We start from the raw sequence: 19511 nt of genomic DNA on the forward strand, positions 1-19511 counted from the left end.
TCTCCCCCCGCTCCCACCGGGCGCCACTTCCCCGGCGTCCGGCGGAACGAGCGGGGCGGGACCTGGGTGTACGACCCCATCGGCCGTTCCCCTGCCGAGCCGTTCCCGTCGTCGGCGCGAACTCGCGGCATCCCTGACCCGTGCACCGTGAGATGGAAAAGGATCACAGCGCGCCGGCGGCGGCGCGCCCGGCGTCACCTGAACCGGCGTGACCGTCCGGGGGATGTTCCAGTTTTCGACAAGGGCCGAGGGGTTGGCAGTGGACGTCACGCACACGCCGGTGCTGACCGAGCGCGTCGTCGAGCTGCTCACTCCCGCCATGCAGGCGCCCGGGGCGATCGTGGTGGACACGACCGTGGGGCTGGGTGGGCATTCCCTGGCCCTGCTTGAGGCATTTCCGCGGGCCCGGCTCATCGGGCTTGACCGCGATCCGCGCGCCCTCGCCTACAGCCGCCACCGGCTGGCCGACCTCGGTACCCGGGTCGATCTGGTGCACATGGTCTACGACCAGCTTCCGGACGCCCTTTCCGGGTTGGGCGTCGCCGAGGTGAACGGGATTCTGTTCGACCTCGGTGTCTCCTCCATGCAGCTCGACATGGATGAACGCGGATTCGCTTACTCGCGGGACGCGCCGCTGGACATGCGGATGGACCAGGAGCGCGGGCCGACCGCGGCCGACGTGCTTAACACCTACGATGTCGACTCCCTTACCCGCATCCTGCGGAACTACGGCGAGGAGCGCTTCGCCCGCCGGATCGCGCAGGCGGTGGTGAGCGCGCGGCAGACGGCCCCGTTCACCACATCCGCGCGGCTGGTGGACCTCATCCGCGATGCCATTCCGGCGGCGGCCCGGCGCACCGGCGGGAATCCCGCGAAGCGAACCTTCCAGGCATTGCGTATTGAGGTGAACACCGAACTGGATGTGCTCGAGCGGGCGCTGCCGGCCGCATTCGACGCGCTGGCGGTGGGCGGCCGGCTGGTGGTGCTGTCCTACCACTCCCTGGAGGACCGGCTGGTGAAACGCTCGCTCGGGCCGCGGGCGGTTCCAGCCGTACCGCCGGATATGCCGGTGATTCCCGACGAGGCCCGCCCGACGCTGCGGTGGCTGACCCGTGGCGCCGAGCCGGCGTCCGACCAGGAGATCGAGCGGAACGCGCGGGCCGGATCCGTCCGCCTGCGTGCCGTGGAACGCGTGGCGGCCGAGCCGGGCCGTGCACAGAACCCGACCGGAGGTGTCCGATGACCGCACCCGCGCACCCGCTGCCCCGTGGCGGTCGCGCCCGTCCGGCTCGTCGCGCGTCCGGTTCCGCGGGCCACGGGACGGACCCGGCCGGCGCCGAGTTCCGCCGCGCCGAGTACGTCTATGACAGCACCGCATACGACCGGGCCGACGACGACGAGGGCGCATACGACGGCAGCGCGTATGCCGATGCCGCATACGACCGGGCCGGTCAGGCCACCGTGACGCACGACCAGTCCGTCGAGCCCGTCGAGGCGTACGGCCAGGTCACCGGGTCGTACGACGAGGCCACCGGGCAGCGCGGCCGTAGTGGCGTGATCCTGCAGCGGGACGACTCGGCGTCCGGGTCGGTCGGGCGCGATCGGAGCGCCGGCTCCGGACGGGCCCGCTCGCGCGGCCAGAACCACGAAGGTGCCGGCGTCGACATCGCCGGTTACGCCGACATGGAAGACCAGACGATGGACGGAACCGGAACGCGTCCCGCCGCGACGAGGGCAGCTCGCGCGGGCACGGCGGCCCCGCGTGCCCGCGGCGGTGCGGGCTCGGGCGCGGCGGGCAGCGGCACGGTGCGGTCGGGTGCTGGCCGGTCCTCCGTAGCCCGGGGAGCCGGTGCCGCCCGCGCGACCACGAGCCGATCCGGCGCGTCCGCGACCAGGTCCGGCGCGGGCACGACCCGCGCGGCCGCGACGCCTGCGGCGACTCGTTCCGGTGCGGCGGCGAGCCGTTCCGGTGCGACGGCGCGTTCCGGTGCGACGGCGCGGTCCAGCGCGGCGCGGCCGGGATCCGGCCGGCTGGCCGCGTCGATGGCGGGCGGTGTCACGAGCGCGCCGCCCCTGGGCTCGCCGCTGCTGCGCCCGGACTGGCCACGGCTGTCGTCCTGGCGGCTTCCGGGGCGGTCGAACGCGCCGCGTGGTCCGTTCGTCGCCCTTCTGCTCGTCCTGATGGGGGCGGGCCTGCTGTCTCTGCTTCTGCTCAACATCGCGCTCATGGAGCACGCGTTCCATGCGGACGAGCTCGAGCAGGAGTCCGCCACGCTGACCCGTCAGGAGCAGGAGCTTTCGCTCCAGCTCGACGAGCAGTCGGACCCGGGCCAGCTCGCCGCGCGGGCCACCCAGCTCGGAATGGTCTCCGGCGAGGTGCCCGGGTTCATGCCGACGGACGCACCGCTGCCGCCAGGCGCGCGGGTCCTCACTCGCGAGGCGGGTAGCGGGATGCTGCTGGTGGTGGTCCCGTCGACGGCGGCCAACGGATCGGCCTCGACCGGATCCGCCGCGGCCGGAACGACAGCCGCCGGCACGACAGCGGCCGGAACCGGCGCCGGTCAGGTCACGACGGGCACCGCTGGGACGACCGCGTCCGCGGGAGCCGGCACATCCGCGGGAGCGGGTAGCGCCGCCGGGACCGGCACGGCAGCGCAAGGCCAGGGCCAGGCTCAGGCACAGGGATCCGCATCGGCGGACGGTCAGGCCACGAGTGGTGACGGGGCGGCCGCGGGTGGCGAGCCCGCGGCCGCTGCCCAAGCCGGTGGAGAGGCGGTAGCCGGTCAGTGAGCTCGACGGGTCGCGGGCCGGCGTCCGGCCGTGGACGTTCCCGGCTGCGTCTCGTCACCAGCTCGCCCGCGGAACCGAGTTCGAACAGCGACGACCTGCTCGACCCGGCGGTGCGCCGGTTCTCCGGCCGCGATCCGGAGCAGGAGCGCCCGCGGGTGCCTCCCGCCCGTCGGGTGCCCCCGCGCGGTGCCCCCGCTCGCCGACCACCAGTCCGTCGGGATCCCGATCCGGTCGAGGACGACTGGTTCGACGACTACACGGATGCCGAGGTCAACGGCGTCGAGACGATCACCGGCCCGCGGGCGACGCCGGGATCCGTGCCCGCGCGCGGCGACCGGCGCACGTCCGCCGGCGGCACGTCGACCCGTGGCCGCTCGGCTGACCGTGGCCGTTCGGCGGAGCGAGGCCGTTCGGCGGAGCGAGGCCGGTCGGTGGAGCGCGCCGGGTCCTCGGTCCGGGGTGCCTCCTCGGCCAGGAGCGGGACGTCAGGGGCGAGCCGTCAGCCGGCGCGTTCCACCGCCCGCGGTACGGCGGGGGCTACCAGGACCAGGCCCGTCCGGGCCACGCCTGTCCGTGGGGCGGCTCGGAGCCGGTCCGGGCCGGGCGGGCGGCGTCCGCCGGCGCGGCGCGGGCTGGACGGCTCCGCCACGCGTGCGCCACTGCCGTTCGTGCTCGCGAGCCCGCGGCGGCGGATCCGGGCGTCCGTCGTCCTGATGGTCGCCGTGCTGGTCGTGATCGCCGGCCGGCTCGCGCAGCTGCAGGGCTTCGGGTCGTCGGCCTACGCGGAGGCGGCGCACCAGCAGGTCCTGCGCAAATCGGTGCTGCCTGCCGACCGTGGAATGATCACTGATCGGCATGGCTACCCGCTGGCACGGGACATCGAGCAGCGCGCCGTCTACGCGGACCCGTTCGTGATGTCCGAGGTCGACGTCCTCACGGCCGCGCGCAAGCTCGCTCCCGTGATCGGCAGGTCCGAGAACGAGCTGCGGAAGCTGATGGCGGCGAACGGCGAGGCGCGGTTCGTCTATCTCGGCCGGGGGTTCCAACGGTCGGTCGGCGACGAGGTCACCAAGCTGGACCTACCCGGCATCGGCGTCCTGGACGAGCGGGGGCGCAGCTATCCCGCGGAGACCCTCGGCTCGAACTTCGTGGGCTTCACCAGCCGCGGTGACAACGACGTCCTCGAGGGCCGCGCAGGGCTCGAGCAGGCCTATGACGATGTGCTGCACGGCACGAACGGCCGCCGCCAGATCGAGGCGGACCCGTCCGGGCGTGAGATCCCGTCCGCGCAGAGCATGGAGAAGGAGCCGGTCGACGGTTCGACGGTTCGCCTCACCATCGAAAGGGACATCCAGTGGGAGGCGCAGCGAGCGATCGCTGAGGCGGTGCGGAACTCCGAGGCCGACGGCGGGACCATCGTGGTGATGCAGCCGAAGACGGGCGACCTGCTGGCCTTGGCCGACGCTCCCCAGTACGACCCGAACAACATCACCGAGCGGGACCAGGACGCGATAGGTAACCGCTCCACCGGCCAGGCCTTCGAACCGGGCAGCGTCAACAAGGTCATCACGATGGCCGCGGCGCTCGACCGCGGCCTGATCGACGCGACGACACCGATCACCGTTCCGTCGTCCATCGAACGGGGCGGGGTCAGGATCGCCGACTCCGAGCCGCACGGGACGGAGCATCTGACCGCGGCCGGCGTGCTCGCGCGGTCGAGCAACATCGGGACCGTGGAGATCGCCGAACGGGTGGGCAGCGCCAACCTGGAGGAGATGATGCGGGCGTTCGGTCTCGGTGAGAAGACCGAGCTCGACTTCCCGGGTGAGACGGCGGGCATCCTGCCGGCGGCGTCGGACTGGTCGGGCAGCCAGGCGGCGACCATCGCCTACGGCCAGGGCATGTCGGCGACCGCGATCCAGATGGCCTCGGTCTACGCGACGGTGGCGAACGGTGGCCTGCGGGTCGCGCCGCGGCTGGTGGACGCGATCATCGGCCCGGACGGGGTCGCGCAGGAGACAGCGCGGGAGCCCGAGCGCCGGGTGATCTCGACCGAGACGGCGGCCACCCTCACCCGCATGCTCGAGGAGGTGGCCACGGACCAGGGCACCGCCCCGGCCGCCGAGGTCACCGGCTACCGGGTCGCGGGCAAGACCGGTACCGCCAAGCGGTACGACGCGGCCAGCGGGGGTTACAAGGGCTATGTCTCGTCGTTCATCGGCTTCGCCCCGGCGGACGATCCGCAGGTCGTCGTCGAGGTCGTGCTCGACAACCCGCAGAAGGGTGCCTACTACGGCGGCGAGGTCGCCGCGCCCGTCTTCTCCAAGGTGATGAGTTTCGCGCTCACGACCCTGGGGGTGCCGCCGCCGGGCACCAAGCCTGAGTCGCTGGTCCTCAGTCTGGACCGCTAGCACCGTGCCGGCCTGTGACCGTCCCGCCGAGCCGCGCACGCCCTCCGTGTCCGGGGTGGCGCGCGCTGTTCTGGCTGGCGGTTCGCCGGTGAGCTGCCCGAAGACAGCCGGGTCGTCCCGGTGGACCACCGACGTCCACGACGCCCGTGCGGATCCCCTGACCGCCCGCCCACTAAGGTCGTGTCCGTGACCTCCCCGGCACTACGTCCGGCAGCGCCGTCACCGCGGTCGCTGGCCGCTCTGCCTGGCGTCCTGCACCCCGTCGCCGTCGCGTTCGAGCCCTCCGGTGCGCCTACCCCCTCTGGTGCGCCCGGCCCCTCTGGTGCGCCCGGCCCCGGCGTGCGCCTGGATGACGTCCGCGTCACCGGCGTCACCCATGACTCGCGTGCGGTGATCCCCGGCGATCTGTACGCGGCCCTGCCCGGCGCGAACGTGCACGGCGCCGACTTCGCCGTCGGTGCCGTCGCCGCGGGGGCGGTCGCGGTGCTCACCGATCCGTCCGGTGCCGCCCGGCTGGCCGGCCGGGTCGCGGTCCCCGTGCTGGTGACCGACGACCCGCGCCGTGATCTGGCCCCGGTGGCCGCCTGGGTTTACGGCCATCCTTCGCAGGCGCTGACGCTGCTTGGTGTCACCGGAACCAACGGCAAGACCACCACCGCGTTCCTGCTGGACGCCGGCCTGCGGGCCGCCGGCCACACCACCGGCCTGCTCGGCACGGTGCAGACCCGCATCGGCGGCACGGTCGTCCCGTCGGTGCGGACCACGCCCGAGTCGAGCGACCTGCAGGCCCTGTTCGCGACGATGGTCGAGCGCGGGGTCACCGCGGCGGTGATGGAGGTCTCCAGCCACGCGCTGGCCCAGCACCGGGTCGACGCGCTGCGGTTCACCGGCGCCGCCTTCACGAACCTCAGCCAGGACCATCTGGACTTTCATCCGACGATGGAGGACTACTTCGCCGCCAAGGCGACGCTGTTCGAGGCCGGGCGCAGCAAGGACGCGGTGATCTGCGTCGACGACGACTGGGGCCGCCGTCTCGCGCGGCAGCGCCCGGACGCGCGCACCTACTCCGTCACCGGTGCCGACGCCGACTGGTGGCCGGAGGATGTCGTCGCCGGCCCGGCCGGCACGGTGTGCCGCGTGCTCGGCCCGGACGGGGCCAAGGCGGACCTCTCGGTGACGCTGCCCGGCCGGTTCAACCTGGCGAACGCCCTCGGCGCGCTGGCCCTGCTGGCCGCGACCGGCGTCCCGCTGGAGGTGGCGGCGGAGGGGATCTCCTCGCTGACCGGCGTTCCCGGCCGGATGGAGCGGGTCGACGGGGGCCAGCCCTTCCTCGCCGTCGTCGACTTCGCGCACACCCCGGACGCGGTCGTCACGCTGCTCGAGGCGGTCCGCCCGCTGGTGACCGGGCGGGTGATCGTCGTGCTGGGCTGCGGCGGTGACCGGGACCGCGGGAAACGGCCGCTGATGGGCGCCGCCGCCGCCCGGCTCGCGGACCTGGCGGTGTTCACCAACGACAACCCCCGGTCGGAGGACCCGGCCGTGATCCTCGACCAGATCGTCGCCGGCGCCCGCGAGGTGGCCGGCGCGGGCCGGTTCGTCGTCGAGCCCGACCGGGCGGCGGCGATCGCGCTGGCGGTCGCCGCCGCCGGGCCGGCCGATGCCGTGGTGGTGGCGGGCAAGGGGCACGAGACCGGGCAGAACGTCGCCGGTGTGATCACGCCGTTCGACGACCGTGAGGTGCTGGCGGCGGCGCTGCGGGCCGCCCGGTGATCGCGCTGAGCCTCGCCGAGGCGGCGGCGGCGACCAGGGGCCGGCTCGCCGACTGCGCGGGCGTCGACCCGGCGGCCCCGGTCACCTCGGTGGTGATCGACTCCCGGCAGGTCGCCCCGGGCTCGCTGTTCGTGGCGTTGCCCGGGGAGCGGGTCGACGGGCACGACTTCGCCGCCGCGGCCGTCGGGGCCGGCGCGCTGGCGGTGCTGGCGGCCCGGCCGGTGGGCGTGCCCGCGGTCATCGTCACCGATCCGGCGGTGGGCCTGGCGGCACTGGCCGCAACCGTCCGCGACCGCTACACGGCCACGGTGATCGGAGTGACGGGGTCGGCGGGTAAGACCACCACGAAGGACCTGCTGGCCGACCTGCTCGGCGGGCACGGCGAGGCCGGTGGGCCCGGTGGGCTGGGCGCCACGGTCGCAGCGATCGGATCGTTCAACAACGAGATCGGCCTGCCGCTGACCATGCTCCGCGCGGAGCCCGAGACGCGCTTCGTGGTGCTGGAGATGGGCGCTCGCGGCATCGGGCACATCGCCACGCTGTGCGCGCTGGCCCGTCCGCAGGTCGGGCTCGTGCTCAACGTCGGGTCGGCCCACGTCGGTGAGTACGCCGACGGCCGCCGCGGCATCGCCGTCGCGAAGGGCGAGCTGGCCGAGGCGGCCAGCGAGCTGGTCGTGCTCAACGCGGACGACCCCCTGGTGGCGTCGATGGCGGCCCGGGTGCAGGCATCGGCGAAGGTCGTGCTGTTCGGTACCGGCGCCTCGGCGGACGTCCGGGCCGAGCGGATCGAGGTGGACGCCGCCGGGCGGGCCGCGTTCGACCTGCTGGCCTCGGGCGAGTGCCACCGGCTGCGGCTGGGGCTGGTCGGGGCACACCAGGTCGCCAACGCGCTGGCCGCGGCCGCCGCGGCGATCGGGCTCGGCCTGGCACCGGCCGACGCCGCGGCGGCGCTGGAACGGGCCCGGCCGCGCAGCCGGTGGCGGATGGAGGTCACCACCACCCCCGGCGGTGTCGTGGTGCTCAACGACGCCTACAACGCGAATCCGGAGTCGATGCGTGCCGCGCTGGCGGCGCTGCTGGACATCCGGGGCGACGGGCGGGCGTGGGCGGTGCTCGGCCCGATGGGTGAGCTCGGCGCCGGCGCGGCCGAGGCCCATCGCGAGCTCGGCCGGCTCGTCGCGAGTCTCGGCGTGCCGCGGCTGGTCGCGGTCGGGCCGGGCGCCCTCGGGGTGCACGAGGCCGCCCGGGAGGACGTCGCCTGGGCGGGCGAGTCGACCTGGGTGTCCGGTGTCGACGAGGCCGTGGCCTTCCTGGGAGGGCAGGTCCGTCCCGGCGATGTGGTGCTGGTGAAGGCGAGCCGGTCGTTCGGGCTCGAAGCAGTGGCGGCGGGGCTGGCAGCGGGGCCTGTCACGGGCAGCGGTGCCAGTCAGGAAGATCGAAAGGACGGCGTCGCGGGCGCCGCGATCGAGGGGACCGAGTACACGTGGAATACGGTGGGGCACTCCGGCGAACCTGGCACGCGCGGGTGACATTCGCGTGAGAGGCGTTCTCGTCGCCGCGCTGGTCGCGCTGGTGGTCTCGCTGCTCGGCACCCCGTCGGTGATTCGTTTCTTCCGACGCCAGGGCTATGGGCAGGAGATCCGCGAGGACGGCCCGTCCAGCCACCTGACCAAGCGAGGCACGCCCACCATGGGCGGCACCGTCATCATCCTCGCCACACTGGTCGGCTATTTCGTCGCGCATCTGGTGGCCGGCATCGGCCTCACCGCGTCGGGTCTGCTGGTGCTGATGGTGATGACGGGCCTGGGCGTGGTCGGCTTCCTGGACGACTACATAAAGATCCGCAAGCAGCGCAGCCTGGGCCTCACGGCGCGGACCAAGTTCGCCGGCCAGGCGGCGGTCGCGCTGGCCTTCGGTCTGCTGGCCGTCCGGTTCAAGAACGACGCCGGCCTGCTGCCGGGCTCGACGTTCATCTCGGTGGTGCGTGACACCGGCTTCTCGGTCGGGCTGATCGGGTTCCCACTGCTGGCCTGGATCATCATCGCCGCGACGTCGAACGCGGTGAACCTGACCGACGGCCTGGACGGGCTCGCGGCCGGCACCTCGGCGATGGTCTTCGGTGCCTATGTGGTCATCTCGTTCTGGCAGTTCGGCAACATCTGCGAGGCCGGCGCGCTCACCCAGGGCTGCTACTACGTGCGTGACCCGCTGGACGTCGCGCTGGTGGCCGCCGCGGCGATGGGTGCGTGCTTCGGCTTCCTGTGGTGGAACGCCAGCCCGGCCAAGATCTTCATGGGTGACACCGGTTCGCTCGCGCTCGGCGGGGCCTTCGCCAGCATCGCGATCGTCAGCCGCACCGAGCTGCTGCTGTTCGTGCTGGGCGGCCTGTTCGTGATCGAGACCCTGTCGGTGATGATTCAGGTGGCCTTCTTCAAGGCGACGAAGAAGCGGGTGTTCAACATGGCGCCCATTCACCATCACTTCGAGCTTGCCGAATGGCCCGAGACTACTGTGATCATCCGCTTCTGGATTGTTTCCGGACTGGCGGTCGCGTTCGGGCTGGGGCTGTTCTACGCCGAGTTTCTCTCCCATGGGGGCGGTTGACGATGAGTAGGTCCGGATCGCGGCGCGGCGGAGAGGCGGACATCGCTTCCGGGGGGGCCGCGGGCGCGACGAACGATCCGGACAGCACACGAGGGCCGACGACGCCGGGACCGACGACGCCAGGACCGATGACGACGGGACCGGTCCCGTCGGGAGGCGCCGAGATCCTGGACGCGTCCGAGCTGGTCGGAAGGCCGGTTCTGGTGGTCGGGGTCGGTCTTTCCGGCGTCGCGGCGGCCGAGGCGCTGGCGGCCCGCGGGGCGCGGGTGACGGCCGTCGACGCGGCCGACGGCCCCGGCCAGCACACGGCGGCCCACCGGCTGCGCCAGCACGGAGTCGAGGTCCGCCTCGGCGGGCTCCCGGCGGGCCCTGGAGAGGCCGCACTGGTCGTGACGTCGCCAGGCGTGCCACCCACGACGCCGCTGCTTCGGGCCGCGGTGGCCGCCGGTGTTCCGGTGTGGGGGGAGGTCGAGCTCGCCTGGCGCTGGCGCGGGCTGTCCCGCTGGCTCGCGATCACCGGAACCAACGGGAAGACCACGACGACCGAGATGCTCGGCGCGATGCTGCTCGCCGGTGGCCGGCGGGCCATCACGGCCGGCAACATCGGCACGCCACTGGTGACGGCGGTCGACGCCCGCCCGCCCTACGACGTCCTCGCGGTCGAGCTGTCGAGCTTCCAGCTGCACTACACCCAGACCGTCGCGCCGCGCGCCGCCGCGGTGCTCAACGTGGCGCCGGACCACCTGGACTGGCACGGTGGGGCCGCGGCCTACGCGGCGGCCAAGGCACGGATCTGGGCGGCGCCGCAGACCGTGGCGGTGGGCAACGCGGACGATCCGGCCAGCCTGGAGCTGCTGGCGCGGGCACCCGGCCGGCGGATCACGTTCGGCCTGGACCCGAACGGCAGCCCGCGGCCCGATCTCACCGTGGTCGGCGGCTATCTGGTCGACCGTGCCTTCTCCGGCGGTCGGCTGATCGCGGTCGCCGACCTCGGCGCGGCCGGCCACTCACCGGGGCGCGGCTCAGGTGCCGCCGGTCGGGTGGCAGCCGGCCGGGGCGCGAGTGTCGACCAGGCCGTGCGTGCCGAGCCGGGCGGGCTGGCCGCCAGCTCGCTGCCCACCGTCGGCGCCGACCTCGGCCGCCACAACATCGCCAACGCGCTCGCCGCGGCGGCGCTCGCCCGGGCCGACGGCGTGGACCCGGCCGCCATCGGCGCCGCGCTCGCGATGTTCCGCCCCGGAGCCCACCGCAACGCCACCGTCGGGCTCCTGCGCGGTGTCCGCTACGTCGACGACAGCAAGGCCACCAACCCGCACGCGGCTGCGTCGTCGCTGCGCGCATACCCGTCGGTGGTATGGATCGCGGGAGGCCTCAACAAGGGCCTGGAATTCGACGATCTCGTGGTCACAGCCCGGCCTACCCTGCGCGCGGTGGTGCTGATGGGCCGGTGCGCCGACGAGATCGCGGCGGCTCTCGCCCGACACGCCCCCGATGTCCCCGTGGAACGCGCCGGCGGCATGGACGATGCGGTGGAGGCCGCCATGAAGCTCGCGGCACCGGGCGACACGGTGCTGCTCGCCCCCGCGGTGGCCTCGATGGACATGTTCCGTGACTACGCGGAGCGCGGTGACCTGTTCACCGCGGCCGTGCGGGCACGGGAAGGCTGAACGCGTCGGCGCGACCGTCCCCACCGGTGCGTCGGGGAGGGGGAGTGTGAGCGAGCGCATGACCGGCGCGCGTACCACGCGGGCAGGGGGCCACGGGCGCGCCACCGGCTCCGCGTCCGGTTCCGCCGGGGCATCCGGGGCGTCCAGAGCGGCGTCCAGGGCGTCCGTGGCCGCCACGGCCGCCACCATCGCCACGGCGGGTCCCGGGCGACCCGGTCGCGGTGATCCGCCGGCGCCGGACGAGGCCGGCGAGTCCTGGGTGGACGACCCGCGCACGCCGATTCTCGACCGCCCGATGGCGTCGTACTACCTGCTGCTCTCCTCCGCCGGGCTGCTGTTGCTGCTGGGCCTGGTCATGGTGCTCTCCGCGTCCAGCGTGCGGTCCCGTCAGGACTTCGGTTCGTCCTACACGCTGTTCCTGCGGCAGGCGACCTGGGCCGGCATCGGGATCCCGCTGCTGGTGATCGCCAGTCGCCTGCCGGTGCGGGTCTTCCGCGCGGCCGCGTACCCGCTGCTGGGCATCACGGTGGTGCTGCTGATGGCGGTGCTCGTGCCTGGGATCGGGCATGTCGAGAACGGGTCCAGACAGTGGATCCCGGTCGGTCCGTACACCCTGCAGCCCAGCGAGTTCGCGAAGATCGCGCTGTTGCTGTGGTGCTCGGACGTCCTCGTCCGCAAGCACCGCCTGCTGGTCGACTGGAAACATCTGATCATCCCGGTGGTGCCCGGCTTCCTGTTCGTGGACCTGCTGCTGATGCTGGAGCCCGATCTCGGGGGCTCCATCTGCGTCACCGTCGTGCCGCTGGCCGTGCTCTGGGTCGTCGGGACCCCGCTGCGGATCTACGCCGGCCTGCTGGGCGGCATGGTCGCCGCCGCCACCGTCCTGGCGATCAGCGCGCCGTACCGGCTGGAGCGGCTGATGTCGTTCCGTGATCCGTTCGCGGACGCCAGCAACACCGGGTTCCAGGCCGTCCAGGGCATCTACGCGCTGTCATCCGGTGGCTGGTGGGGGGAGGGGCTGGGGGCGTCCAAGGAGAAGTGGCCGGACCTGCTGCCCGCCGTCCACACCGACTTCATCCTCGCGATCATCGGCGAGGAGCTGGGCCTGCTGGGCAGCCTGGTGACGGTCGGCCTGTTCGGGGTGATGGGCTACGCCGGTCTGCGCATCGCGCACCGCACCGACGACCTGTTCATCCGGCTCGCCGCCGCGGGGGTGACCGCGTGGCTCATCGCGCAGGCCGTCGTGAACATGGGCGCGGTCGTCGGGCTGCTGCCGATCACCGGGGTGACCCTTCCGCTGGTGTCGTTCGGCGGGTCGGCGCTGCTGCCGACGATGGGGGCGCTCGGCATGCTGCTGGCCTTCGCGCGGGCCGAGCCCGACGCCGCCCAGTACCTGGCGCAACGCGCCGAGGCGCGCCGGGAGGGCCGGGCGAACCGGGTCTGGCTGCGCCGGCGCCGCCGCTCCGCCGCCGCTCCTCTCGCGCAGGACCCGGCCTGACCCGGGCGGACCCGAAGCGATCCGAACCGACCCGAGCAGACCCGCCCCGGCTCGGACATGGCCCGGACTGGGCCCGGACGGGCAGGCCCGGCGAGCCACGCCGGGCCTGCGACCGACCATGTTGTGTGCGGCCGGTGCCGATGTGGAATCGTCAGGGCCGATGTTGCGAAGTGTGCTGCTCGCCGGCGGCGGAACTGCCGGCCACGTGGAACCGGCGCTCGCGGTGGCCGACGCGCTGCGTGCGGACAACCCGCGGATCCGGGTGACCCTGCTGGGCACCGAGACCGGCCTGGAGGCGAAGCTGGTACCCGCGCGCGGGTACCAGCTGGCCACCGTGCCGAAGGTGCCGATGCCCAGACGCCCGACACCGGCGCTGCTGACCGTGCCGAACCGGCTGCTGGCCGCGGTCGGCGCGGCCCGCGCGGCGATGCGGGAGGTGCGTGCGGACGTCGTCGTCGGCTTCGGCGGGTATGTCGCCGTGCCGGCCTACCTCGCGGCGCGCCGGGCGGGGGTGCCGATCGTCGTGCACGAGGCCAACCCGCTGCCGGGCCTGGCCAACCGGCTGGGCGCGCGCCTCACCTCGTTCGTCGCCACGTCCTACCCCAGCACCCCGCTGCGGGGCGCCACGCTGACGGGGATCCCGCTGCGGGAGGAGATCCTCACCCTGGACCGCTCGGTGCCGGCCGCCCGGGACGCCCGGGCCCGCTACGGCCTCGACCCGCACCGGGCGACCCTGCTGGTGTTCGGCGGCTCGCAGGGCGCCCGCTCGCTGAACAGCGCGGCCGTCGGTGCCGCCCGTGCCCTGACCGGCGCGGGCATCCAGGTGCTGCACGCCACCGGGCCGAAGAACCACGACGAGGTCGTCGCCGCGCTGCCGCCGGGCCTGCCCGCCCCGTACCGCGTGCTGCCCTACCTGGACCACATTCCGTCCGCCTACGCCGCGGCTGATGTGAGCCTGTGCCGGTCCGGCGCGATGACCTGCGCGGAGCTCGCCGCCGCCGGTCTGCCGGCCGTGTACGTCCCGCTGCCACACGGCAACGGCGAGCAGCGGCGCAACGCGCTTCCCACGGTCGAGGCCGGTGGTGGGCTGCTGGTGGAGGACGCCGAGCTGAGCCCCGAGTGGCTGGCCGCCAACCTGCTGCCGCTGCTGACGTCACCGGAGCGGCTGGGCAAGATGTCCGCGGCGTGTGCGGGCAGCGGGCACCCGGACGCCGCCCGGACGATCGTCGAGATGATCAGACGGGCGGAGGCGACCCGCCGCCATTCGGGCCCCCGGCACGCGGCGGGCTGAGGACTCCGGCGTGATGGCGCGCGATCTTCCCGAGGGATGGCGGCGGGTCCACCTCGTAGGCATCGGCGGAGTCGCCATGAGCGGTCTCGCGCGGCTGCTGGTCGCCCGGGGCGCGGTGGTGTCCGGGAGCGACGCGGTCGAGTCCCGCCAGCTGGCGCAGTTGCGGGCGCTGGGTGTTCCGGTCACGGCGGGTCGTGATCCGGCCGGCTTCGACCCGGGCGGCCTGGACGGCGTCGATCTCGTCGTGGTGGCGCCCGCGGTGCCCGCCGAGGATCCCGAGCTGGCCGAGGCCCGCCGGCGTGAGCTGCGGATCCTGACCCGCTCCGCCGCACTCGCCGGGCTGATGCAGGGGCATCGGGGCGTCGCGGTCGCGGGCTCGCACGGGAAGACGACCGTGGCGATGATGCTCACCGCCGCGTTGCAGGCGTGCGGGGAGGACCCCACTTTCGCCGTCGGGGGGGATCCCGGCGAGGCGGGGTCACAGACCCATGCGGGCAGCTCCGATCTGATGATCGTCGAGGCCGACGAGGACGGCGGCGCGTTCTGGCAGCTCCAGCCGCACGGTGCGGTGCTCACCGGGGTGGCCGACGAGCATCTGGACTTCTACCGGACGGTGCCCGCCCTGCGCGCGTCGTTCGCGACCTTCCTGCACCGGGTCGAGCCCGACGGCCTCCTGGTCGCCTGCGTGGACGACGAGGCCGCCTGGAGCCTCGCCGCCGAGGCGGCACGCCAGGCCGCCAGAGCCGCCGAGGCCGCCGGCACCGGCCTCGGGGTCGGCACCGGGGTCGCTGGCAGGTCCGGCGGGCGGGGGCCGTGGCTGACCGGGTACGGGTTCGGGCCGTCCGCGGACGTTCGCGTCGTCGCGGCGGAGGTCTCCACCGCGGGCACCAGCGCCGAGATCATCGCTCACGGCGTACGCCTGGGCCGGATGTCGCTGCGGGTGCCCGGCCGCCATCACCTGCTGGACGCCGCGGCCGCGCTGGCGACGGGGCTCGCCCTGGGGGCGCCCGCGGACGGCCTGCTCGCCGGGCTGGCGTCGTTCGCCGGGGTCCGGCGCCGGTTCGAGCCGCTGGGCTCGGCCGCCGGGGTCCGGGTCGTCGACGACTACGCCAACCACCCGGACCGGGTCACCGCCGCGATCTCCACCGCGCGGGCGCTCGCCGGCGGTGGACGGGTGGTCGTCGCGTTCCAGCCGCATCTGTACAGCCGCACCGCGCTGCTCGCCGAGCGGCTGGGCGAGGCGCTGCGGTCCGCCGACTCGGTCGTCGTGATGGACGTCTACGGCGCCGCCCAGGCACCCGAGCCTGGAGCCGGCGGTGCGCGGGTCGCCCTGGCGGCGCGCGGCGGGCAGGCCGAGGTCGACTACGAGCCGTCCTGGTCGGCGGTTCCGGGCCGGCTGATGGACCGGGCCCGCCCGGGGGACGTCGTCCTGACCCTGGGCGCCGGTGACGTGACGCAGATCGGCCCTGAGCTGCTGCGCCTGCTGACCGCACGCGCCGCCACCCACCGCGGATAGCGGCACCTTCCGCGGCAGGCGCTGCGGCCTTGCCGCGTTCCGTCGGCGAGCCCTCCGAGCGGGTCGGCGAGGCCTCAGCGCAGCGGCGCGAGGATGACGACGGGGATCTCCCGGGTGGTCTGCTCCTGGTGGGAGCGGATCCCCGGCATGCCCTCCACGAGCGCCTCGTACAGCCGTTCCCGCTCGGCACCGGTGGCGGTGGAGGCGTGCGCGTCGAACCGGTCGGTGTCGACCTCGACCGTGACCTTCGGCTGTGCCAGCAGGTTGCGGTACCACTGCGGATGCCCGCCGGCGGCCATGTTCGAGGCATAGACGACCAGCCGGCGGGATTTCGAGCCCTCCGACCGGTCGGCCTCGCCGGAGCTGCCAGCCGCGTCCGTGGAGTCGTCGGCCGCGTCGGCCGCGTCGGCCGCGTCGGACTCGTCCGGTACGTAGCCGAGCGGCGTGGTGTGTGGGCGTCCGGTGGTCTCACCGACCGTGGTCAGCAGCAGCAGGCGTGAGCCGGCCAGGGTCTTCTCCAGCTTCCCGCCGGTGGCCCGGTACTCGTTGATCACCGCCTGGTTGACCACCCTGAAGTCGAATTCACGACTCTGTGCGGGCCGCGTCTCGGTCATCGTCGATCCTCACCCTCGCCGTCGGAGCAGCCGGTGGGGCTGTCACGCGGCCACTCACCGACGATTGTCACGCGGCGCAGTCAACCATTCACGCAGGGAACTGCCCGGCAGGGAAGGCCTGTCAGGCCGGTCGCGTCCTGGGGATCTGTCCCATCGTGTCTGGAATGGGGGTCCGGTCGTGCTCGCCGGGGCGGCGGAGCCGATCCAGCAGGAGCGGGCCGACAGTGGTGATCGTGCCGGCGCCCAGAGTGAGGAGCAGAACGCCCGGGTCGACCTGGTCGTCCTGGACGTCGTCCTCCGCCGCGTCCAGGTCCGCGAGGAGCCGGTCGAGCAGGTCGGGCCAGCTCACGTAGGCGCTGCGCCGCGGCCGGCTGATCCTCTTGGCCAGATCGGTCGCGTGCAGGCCGAGGTCGTCCGTCTCGCGTGCGGCGTAGATGTCGGTGACGTAGACGCGGTCGGCGTCCTCGAAGGCCGTCGCGAAGTCGTCGAGCAGCGCGGCGAGCCGGCTGAAGGTGTGCGGCTGGGTGACGGCCCAGACCTGGCGCCCCGCCGCCCGGTCGCGGGCGGCCCGCAGGGTGGCCCGGATCTCCGTCGGATGGTGGGCGTAGTCGTCGACGATCTCGACGGCGGTTCCGCCCGCCGTGCTCGCCTGGCCGACGGTGTCGAAGCGCCGGGCCGCGCCGGAGAACGTCCCCAGCGCCCGCAGCGCGGTCTCTGGCGCCACCCCCAGCTCCGCCGAGGTGGCGAGGGCGGCGAGGGCGTTCAGGGCGACGTGCGGGCCGGGGAGCGCCAGCGCGAGCTCACCCACCTCGACGCCGTCGTGCCACACGGTCGACACCGAGCCGCCGCCGGGCCGAGGCGCGTAGCCGACGGCCTGCCAGGACCGCCCCGCCGCGAAGCCGTAGTCGACGACCCGCGCCCGCGCCGCCGAGCCGGGCTGTTCGGGTGCGGGCCCCGGCTGGTCGGGTGCGGTGCGGGGCTGTTCGGGTGCGGGCTGCCCGGGTGTGGAGCGGGGCTGGTCGCGCGCGGTGCGCGGCTGGTCGGGTGCGGCGGCGCGCTGGTCGAGCCGGGCGAGCACGGCGGCGACCCCGGGATGGTCGCCGCAGACCACGAGCCGCCCGCCCGGGCGGACCCGCGCGGCGAAGTCGGTGAACACCGCGTGGACCGCCGCCTCGTCCGGGAAGAGGTCCGGGTGCTCCCACTCGACATTGGTGATCACGGCGAGCTCGGGGTCGAGCCCGGCGAACGCGCCGCCGTACTCGTCCGCTTCCAGCACGAACACATCGCTCGTCCCGGCCACCGCGCTGCCCCCCAGCTGGGCCACCTCGGCGCCGATGACGGCGGTGGGGTCCACCCCGGCGGCCCGCAGCACGAGGGTGAGCATGGCGGCCGTCGTGGTCTTGCCGTGCGAGCCGGCGACGGCGACCAGCCGGTAGGCCGCGGTCAGCTCCGGCAGCCAGTCGGAGCGACGCATGACGGGGATGCCGAGCGCGCGGGCCGCGACGATCTCGGGGTGGTCGTCCCGCAGCGCGCTCGAGGCCACGATGACATCCGCCCCGCGCAGCTCGGTGGCCAGCGCCGCCGGGTCGGCGGGCGGCCCGACGCGAACCGCGATCCCCAGCGCCCGCAGCATGGCGACCCGGGCCGAGTCCTCCTGGTCGCTGCCCGAGACCTCCCCGCCGCCGGCCAGGTGGATCTGGGCCAGGGGCGACAGGCCGGAACCGCCGATGCCGAGAAAGTGCACCCGTTTCGCCCGATCGGGCCGCGGCCGGGAAGGGGTGACGAAGGACGCCGGCCCGGCCGTCTGCGCGGCCGCGGGTCCTGCGGAGTTCTGACCGGTCACGCCACGCAGTACACACCACCCGGCACATGTGCGGTGCCGGCGGCCGGGCGAGCCGGTACCGGTGTGACGAAGGGGACGTGAATCCCATCCGTGTGACGCGCCGGCAGCTTCCTTGACCACTGCCGAAGCCGTGCCTACTGTCCGATCCACAGTCGGAAGTTGACATAACTGTAACCGTCTAGCTGACGGTGAAGGTTGAGGCTGCTCGGCTGCTTCCCCGCTCCATCGGTCGCAAGACCGCGGGCTCCGGAGCCGGGGAGCCCCCTGCCTGCCCACCTACGCCGCTGGAGGACCGACACCGAATGGCAGCCCCACAGAACTATCTCGCGGTCATCAAGGTCGTCGGGATAGGCGGAGGCGGCGTGAACGCCGTCAACCGGATGATCGAGGTCGGGCTCAAGGGTGTCGAGTTCATCGCCATCAACACCGATGCCCAGGCATTGTTGATGAGCGATGCCGACGTCAAGCTCGACGTCGGTCGTGAACTCACCCGTGGCCTGGGCGCCGGTGCCGACCCGGAGGTGGGCCGGCAGGCCGCCGAGGACCACCGTGAGGAGATCGAGGAGGTCCTCAAGGGGGCCGACATGGTCTTCGTCACGGCGGGTGAGGGTGGCGGCACCGGTACCGGTGGCGCCCCCGTGGTCGCCAACGTGGCCCGTTCGCTCGGTGCACTGACGATCGGTGTGGTGACCCGGCCCTTCACCTTCGAGGGCCGCCGCCGTGCCACCCAGGCGGACACCGGTATCGACACGTTGCGCAACGAGGTCGACACCCTCATCGTCATCCCGAACGACCGCCTGCTCGCGATGACCGATCGCGACATCAGCGTGCTCGACGCCTTCCGCAGCGCCGACCAGGTGCTGCTCTCCGGTGTCCAGGGCATCACCGACCTGATCACCACGCCTGGTCTGATCAACCTCGACTTCGCCGACGTCAAGACCGTCATGTCCCACGCCGGCAGCGCGCTCATGGGTATCGGGCGCGCCCGGGGAGACGACCGGGCGACCGTCGCCGCCGAGCAGGCCATCGCCTCGCCACTGCTGGAGGCGAGCATGGACGGCGCCCAGGGCGTCCTGCTGAACATCTCGGGCGGGTCCGATCTGGGCCTGTTCGAGATCAACGCGGCGGCCGAGCTGGTGGCCGACGCCGCGCACCCGGAGGCCAACATCATCTTCGGTGCCGTGATCGACGACGCACTGGGCGACGAGGTCCGGGTCACGGTGATCGCCGCCGGGTTCGACACGGTCCAGGACCGGCGTACCCGGACGCTGGCCAACCAACGGCGTCCACCTGGCCCGGGTTCGGGCCCGGGGACCGGCCCGCAGCAGCTGCCGGCACCCGGCCAGGCCAACCCGCCGCAGAACCCCGGGGCGCTGCCGAACGCCACGGTGCTGCCGCCCATCCCGAGCGTCTCCGCGCCGCCGCGGCCGGCGCCGACCCACGCCAGCTACCTGCCGCCGTCCGGCCCCCAGGTCGGTCACTACGTGCCGGAGCCGTTGCCGGACGA

13 protein-coding genes are annotated in these 19511 nt (G+C 73.8%); 11 read left to right on the forward strand and 2 right to left on the reverse strand.

Going from position 1 to position 19511, the window contains the following annotated elements; genetic code table 11:
• The first annotated feature begins 223 nt into the window (after nucleotides 1-223).
• From rsmH to murC (FREUN1FDRAFT_RS14980), 10 genes are all read left to right on the forward strand, one after another.
• On the forward strand, nucleotides 224-1243 hold the full coding sequence (rsmH, locus tag FREUN1FDRAFT_RS14935) for a 16S rRNA (cytosine(1402)-N(4))-methyltransferase RsmH (protein ID WP_198144331.1): 1020 nt from the start codon (nucleotides 224-226) through the stop codon (nucleotides 1241-1243).
• The gene (locus FREUN1FDRAFT_RS14940; protein WP_006540932.1) at nucleotides 1240-2790 is read left to right on the forward strand and encodes a hypothetical protein; all 1551 of its coding nucleotides are present in this window, start codon (nucleotides 1240-1242) and stop codon (nucleotides 2788-2790) included. Before rsmH ends, FREUN1FDRAFT_RS14940 begins: the two co-directional genes overlap by 4 nt.
• Complete coding sequence (locus tag FREUN1FDRAFT_RS14945; RefSeq protein ID WP_035951664.1) at nucleotides 2787-5201, forward strand: penicillin-binding protein 2; 2415 nt, start codon at nucleotides 2787-2789, stop codon at nucleotides 5199-5201. The genes FREUN1FDRAFT_RS14940 and FREUN1FDRAFT_RS14945 overlap by 4 nt, the downstream gene beginning before the upstream one ends.
• A 186-nt stretch (nucleotides 5202-5387) precedes the next feature.
• Nucleotides 5388-6971, forward strand: coding sequence for a UDP-N-acetylmuramoyl-L-alanyl-D-glutamate--2,6-diaminopimelate ligase (locus tag FREUN1FDRAFT_RS14950; protein WP_006540934.1), 1584 nt, complete (start codon nucleotides 5388-5390; stop codon nucleotides 6969-6971).
• Nucleotides 6968-8500 (forward strand): UDP-N-acetylmuramoyl-tripeptide--D-alanyl-D-alanine ligase, encoded by a 1533-nt coding sequence (gene murF / locus FREUN1FDRAFT_RS14955; RefSeq protein WP_006540935.1) that lies wholly within the window; start codon nucleotides 6968-6970, stop codon nucleotides 8498-8500. Before FREUN1FDRAFT_RS14950 ends, murF begins: the two co-directional genes overlap by 4 nt.
• 7 nt (nucleotides 8501-8507) lie before the next feature.
• Nucleotides 8508-9575, forward strand: coding sequence for a phospho-N-acetylmuramoyl-pentapeptide-transferase (gene mraY / locus FREUN1FDRAFT_RS14960; protein WP_006540936.1), 1068 nt, complete (start codon nucleotides 8508-8510; stop codon nucleotides 9573-9575).
• Between the two features lie 128 nt (nucleotides 9576-9703).
• Nucleotides 9704-11242 carry a UDP-N-acetylmuramoyl-L-alanine--D-glutamate ligase gene (gene murD / locus FREUN1FDRAFT_RS14965; protein WP_035951666.1) on the forward strand — a complete coding sequence of 513 codons (1539 nt, stop codon included), beginning with the start codon at nucleotides 9704-9706 and terminating at the stop codon, nucleotides 11240-11242.
• Nucleotides 11243-11288: 46 nt separating this feature from the next.
• Complete coding sequence (gene ftsW / locus FREUN1FDRAFT_RS14970) at nucleotides 11289-12740, forward strand: putative lipid II flippase FtsW (protein ID WP_006540938.1); 1452 nt, start codon at nucleotides 11289-11291, stop codon at nucleotides 12738-12740.
• 160 nt (nucleotides 12741-12900) lie between these two features.
• On the forward strand, nucleotides 12901-14031 hold the full coding sequence (gene murG / locus FREUN1FDRAFT_RS14975) for an undecaprenyldiphospho-muramoylpentapeptide beta-N-acetylglucosaminyltransferase (RefSeq protein WP_006540939.1): 1131 nt from the start codon (nucleotides 12901-12903) through the stop codon (nucleotides 14029-14031).
• A 13-nt stretch (nucleotides 14032-14044) separates the two neighbouring features.
• Nucleotides 14045-15547, forward strand: coding sequence for a UDP-N-acetylmuramate--L-alanine ligase (gene murC / locus FREUN1FDRAFT_RS14980; RefSeq protein ID WP_006540940.1), 1503 nt, complete (start codon nucleotides 14045-14047; stop codon nucleotides 15545-15547).
• Between the two features lie 74 nt (nucleotides 15548-15621).
• Here the strand turns inward: murC (FREUN1FDRAFT_RS14980) and FREUN1FDRAFT_RS14985 are convergent, their stop codons facing one another.
• On the reverse strand, nucleotides 15622-16161 hold the full coding sequence (locus FREUN1FDRAFT_RS14985) for a nitroreductase/quinone reductase family protein (protein ID WP_006540941.1): 540 nt from the start codon (nucleotides 16159-16161) through the stop codon (nucleotides 15622-15624).
• A gap of 121 nt (nucleotides 16162-16282) precedes the next feature.
• A complete protein-coding gene (murC, locus tag FREUN1FDRAFT_RS14990) occupies nucleotides 16283-18004 on the reverse strand; it encodes a UDP-N-acetylmuramate--L-alanine ligase (RefSeq protein WP_006540942.1) in 1722 nt (573 codons plus the stop codon).
• Nucleotides 18005-18306: 302 nt separating this feature from the next.
• On the opposite strand from murC (FREUN1FDRAFT_RS14990), the gene ftsZ reads away from it, so the two are divergent.
• Nucleotides 18307-19511 (forward strand): cell division protein FtsZ (gene ftsZ / locus FREUN1FDRAFT_RS14995; RefSeq protein ID WP_006540943.1); only part of this gene is annotated, 1205 nt, incomplete at its 3' end.

The sequence above is a fragment of the Parafrankia sp. EUN1f genome (assembly GCF_000177675.1).
Lineage (GTDB): Bacteria > Actinomycetota > Actinomycetes > Frankiales > Frankiaceae > Parafrankia.

Coding starts and splice junctions, on each gene's coding strand:
- rsmH (WP_198144331.1), top strand. CDS start 224: ATGTTCCAGTTTTCGACAAGGGCCGAGGGGTTGGCAGTGGACGTCACG.
- FREUN1FDRAFT_RS14940 (WP_006540932.1), top strand. CDS start 1,240: ATGACCGCACCCGCGCACCCGCTGCCCCGTGGCGGTCGCGCCCGTCCG.
- murD (WP_035951666.1), top strand. CDS start 9,704: ATGACGACGGGACCGGTCCCGTCGGGAGGCGCCGAGATCCTGGACGCG.
- murG (WP_006540939.1), top strand. CDS start 12,901: ATGTTGCGAAGTGTGCTGCTCGCCGGCGGCGGAACTGCCGGCCACGTG.
- murC (WP_006540940.1), top strand. CDS start 14,045: ATGGCGCGCGATCTTCCCGAGGGATGGCGGCGGGTCCACCTCGTAGGC.
- FREUN1FDRAFT_RS14985 (WP_006540941.1), bottom strand. CDS start 16,161: ATGACCGAGACGCGGCCCGCACAGAGTCGTGAATTCGACTTCAGGGTG.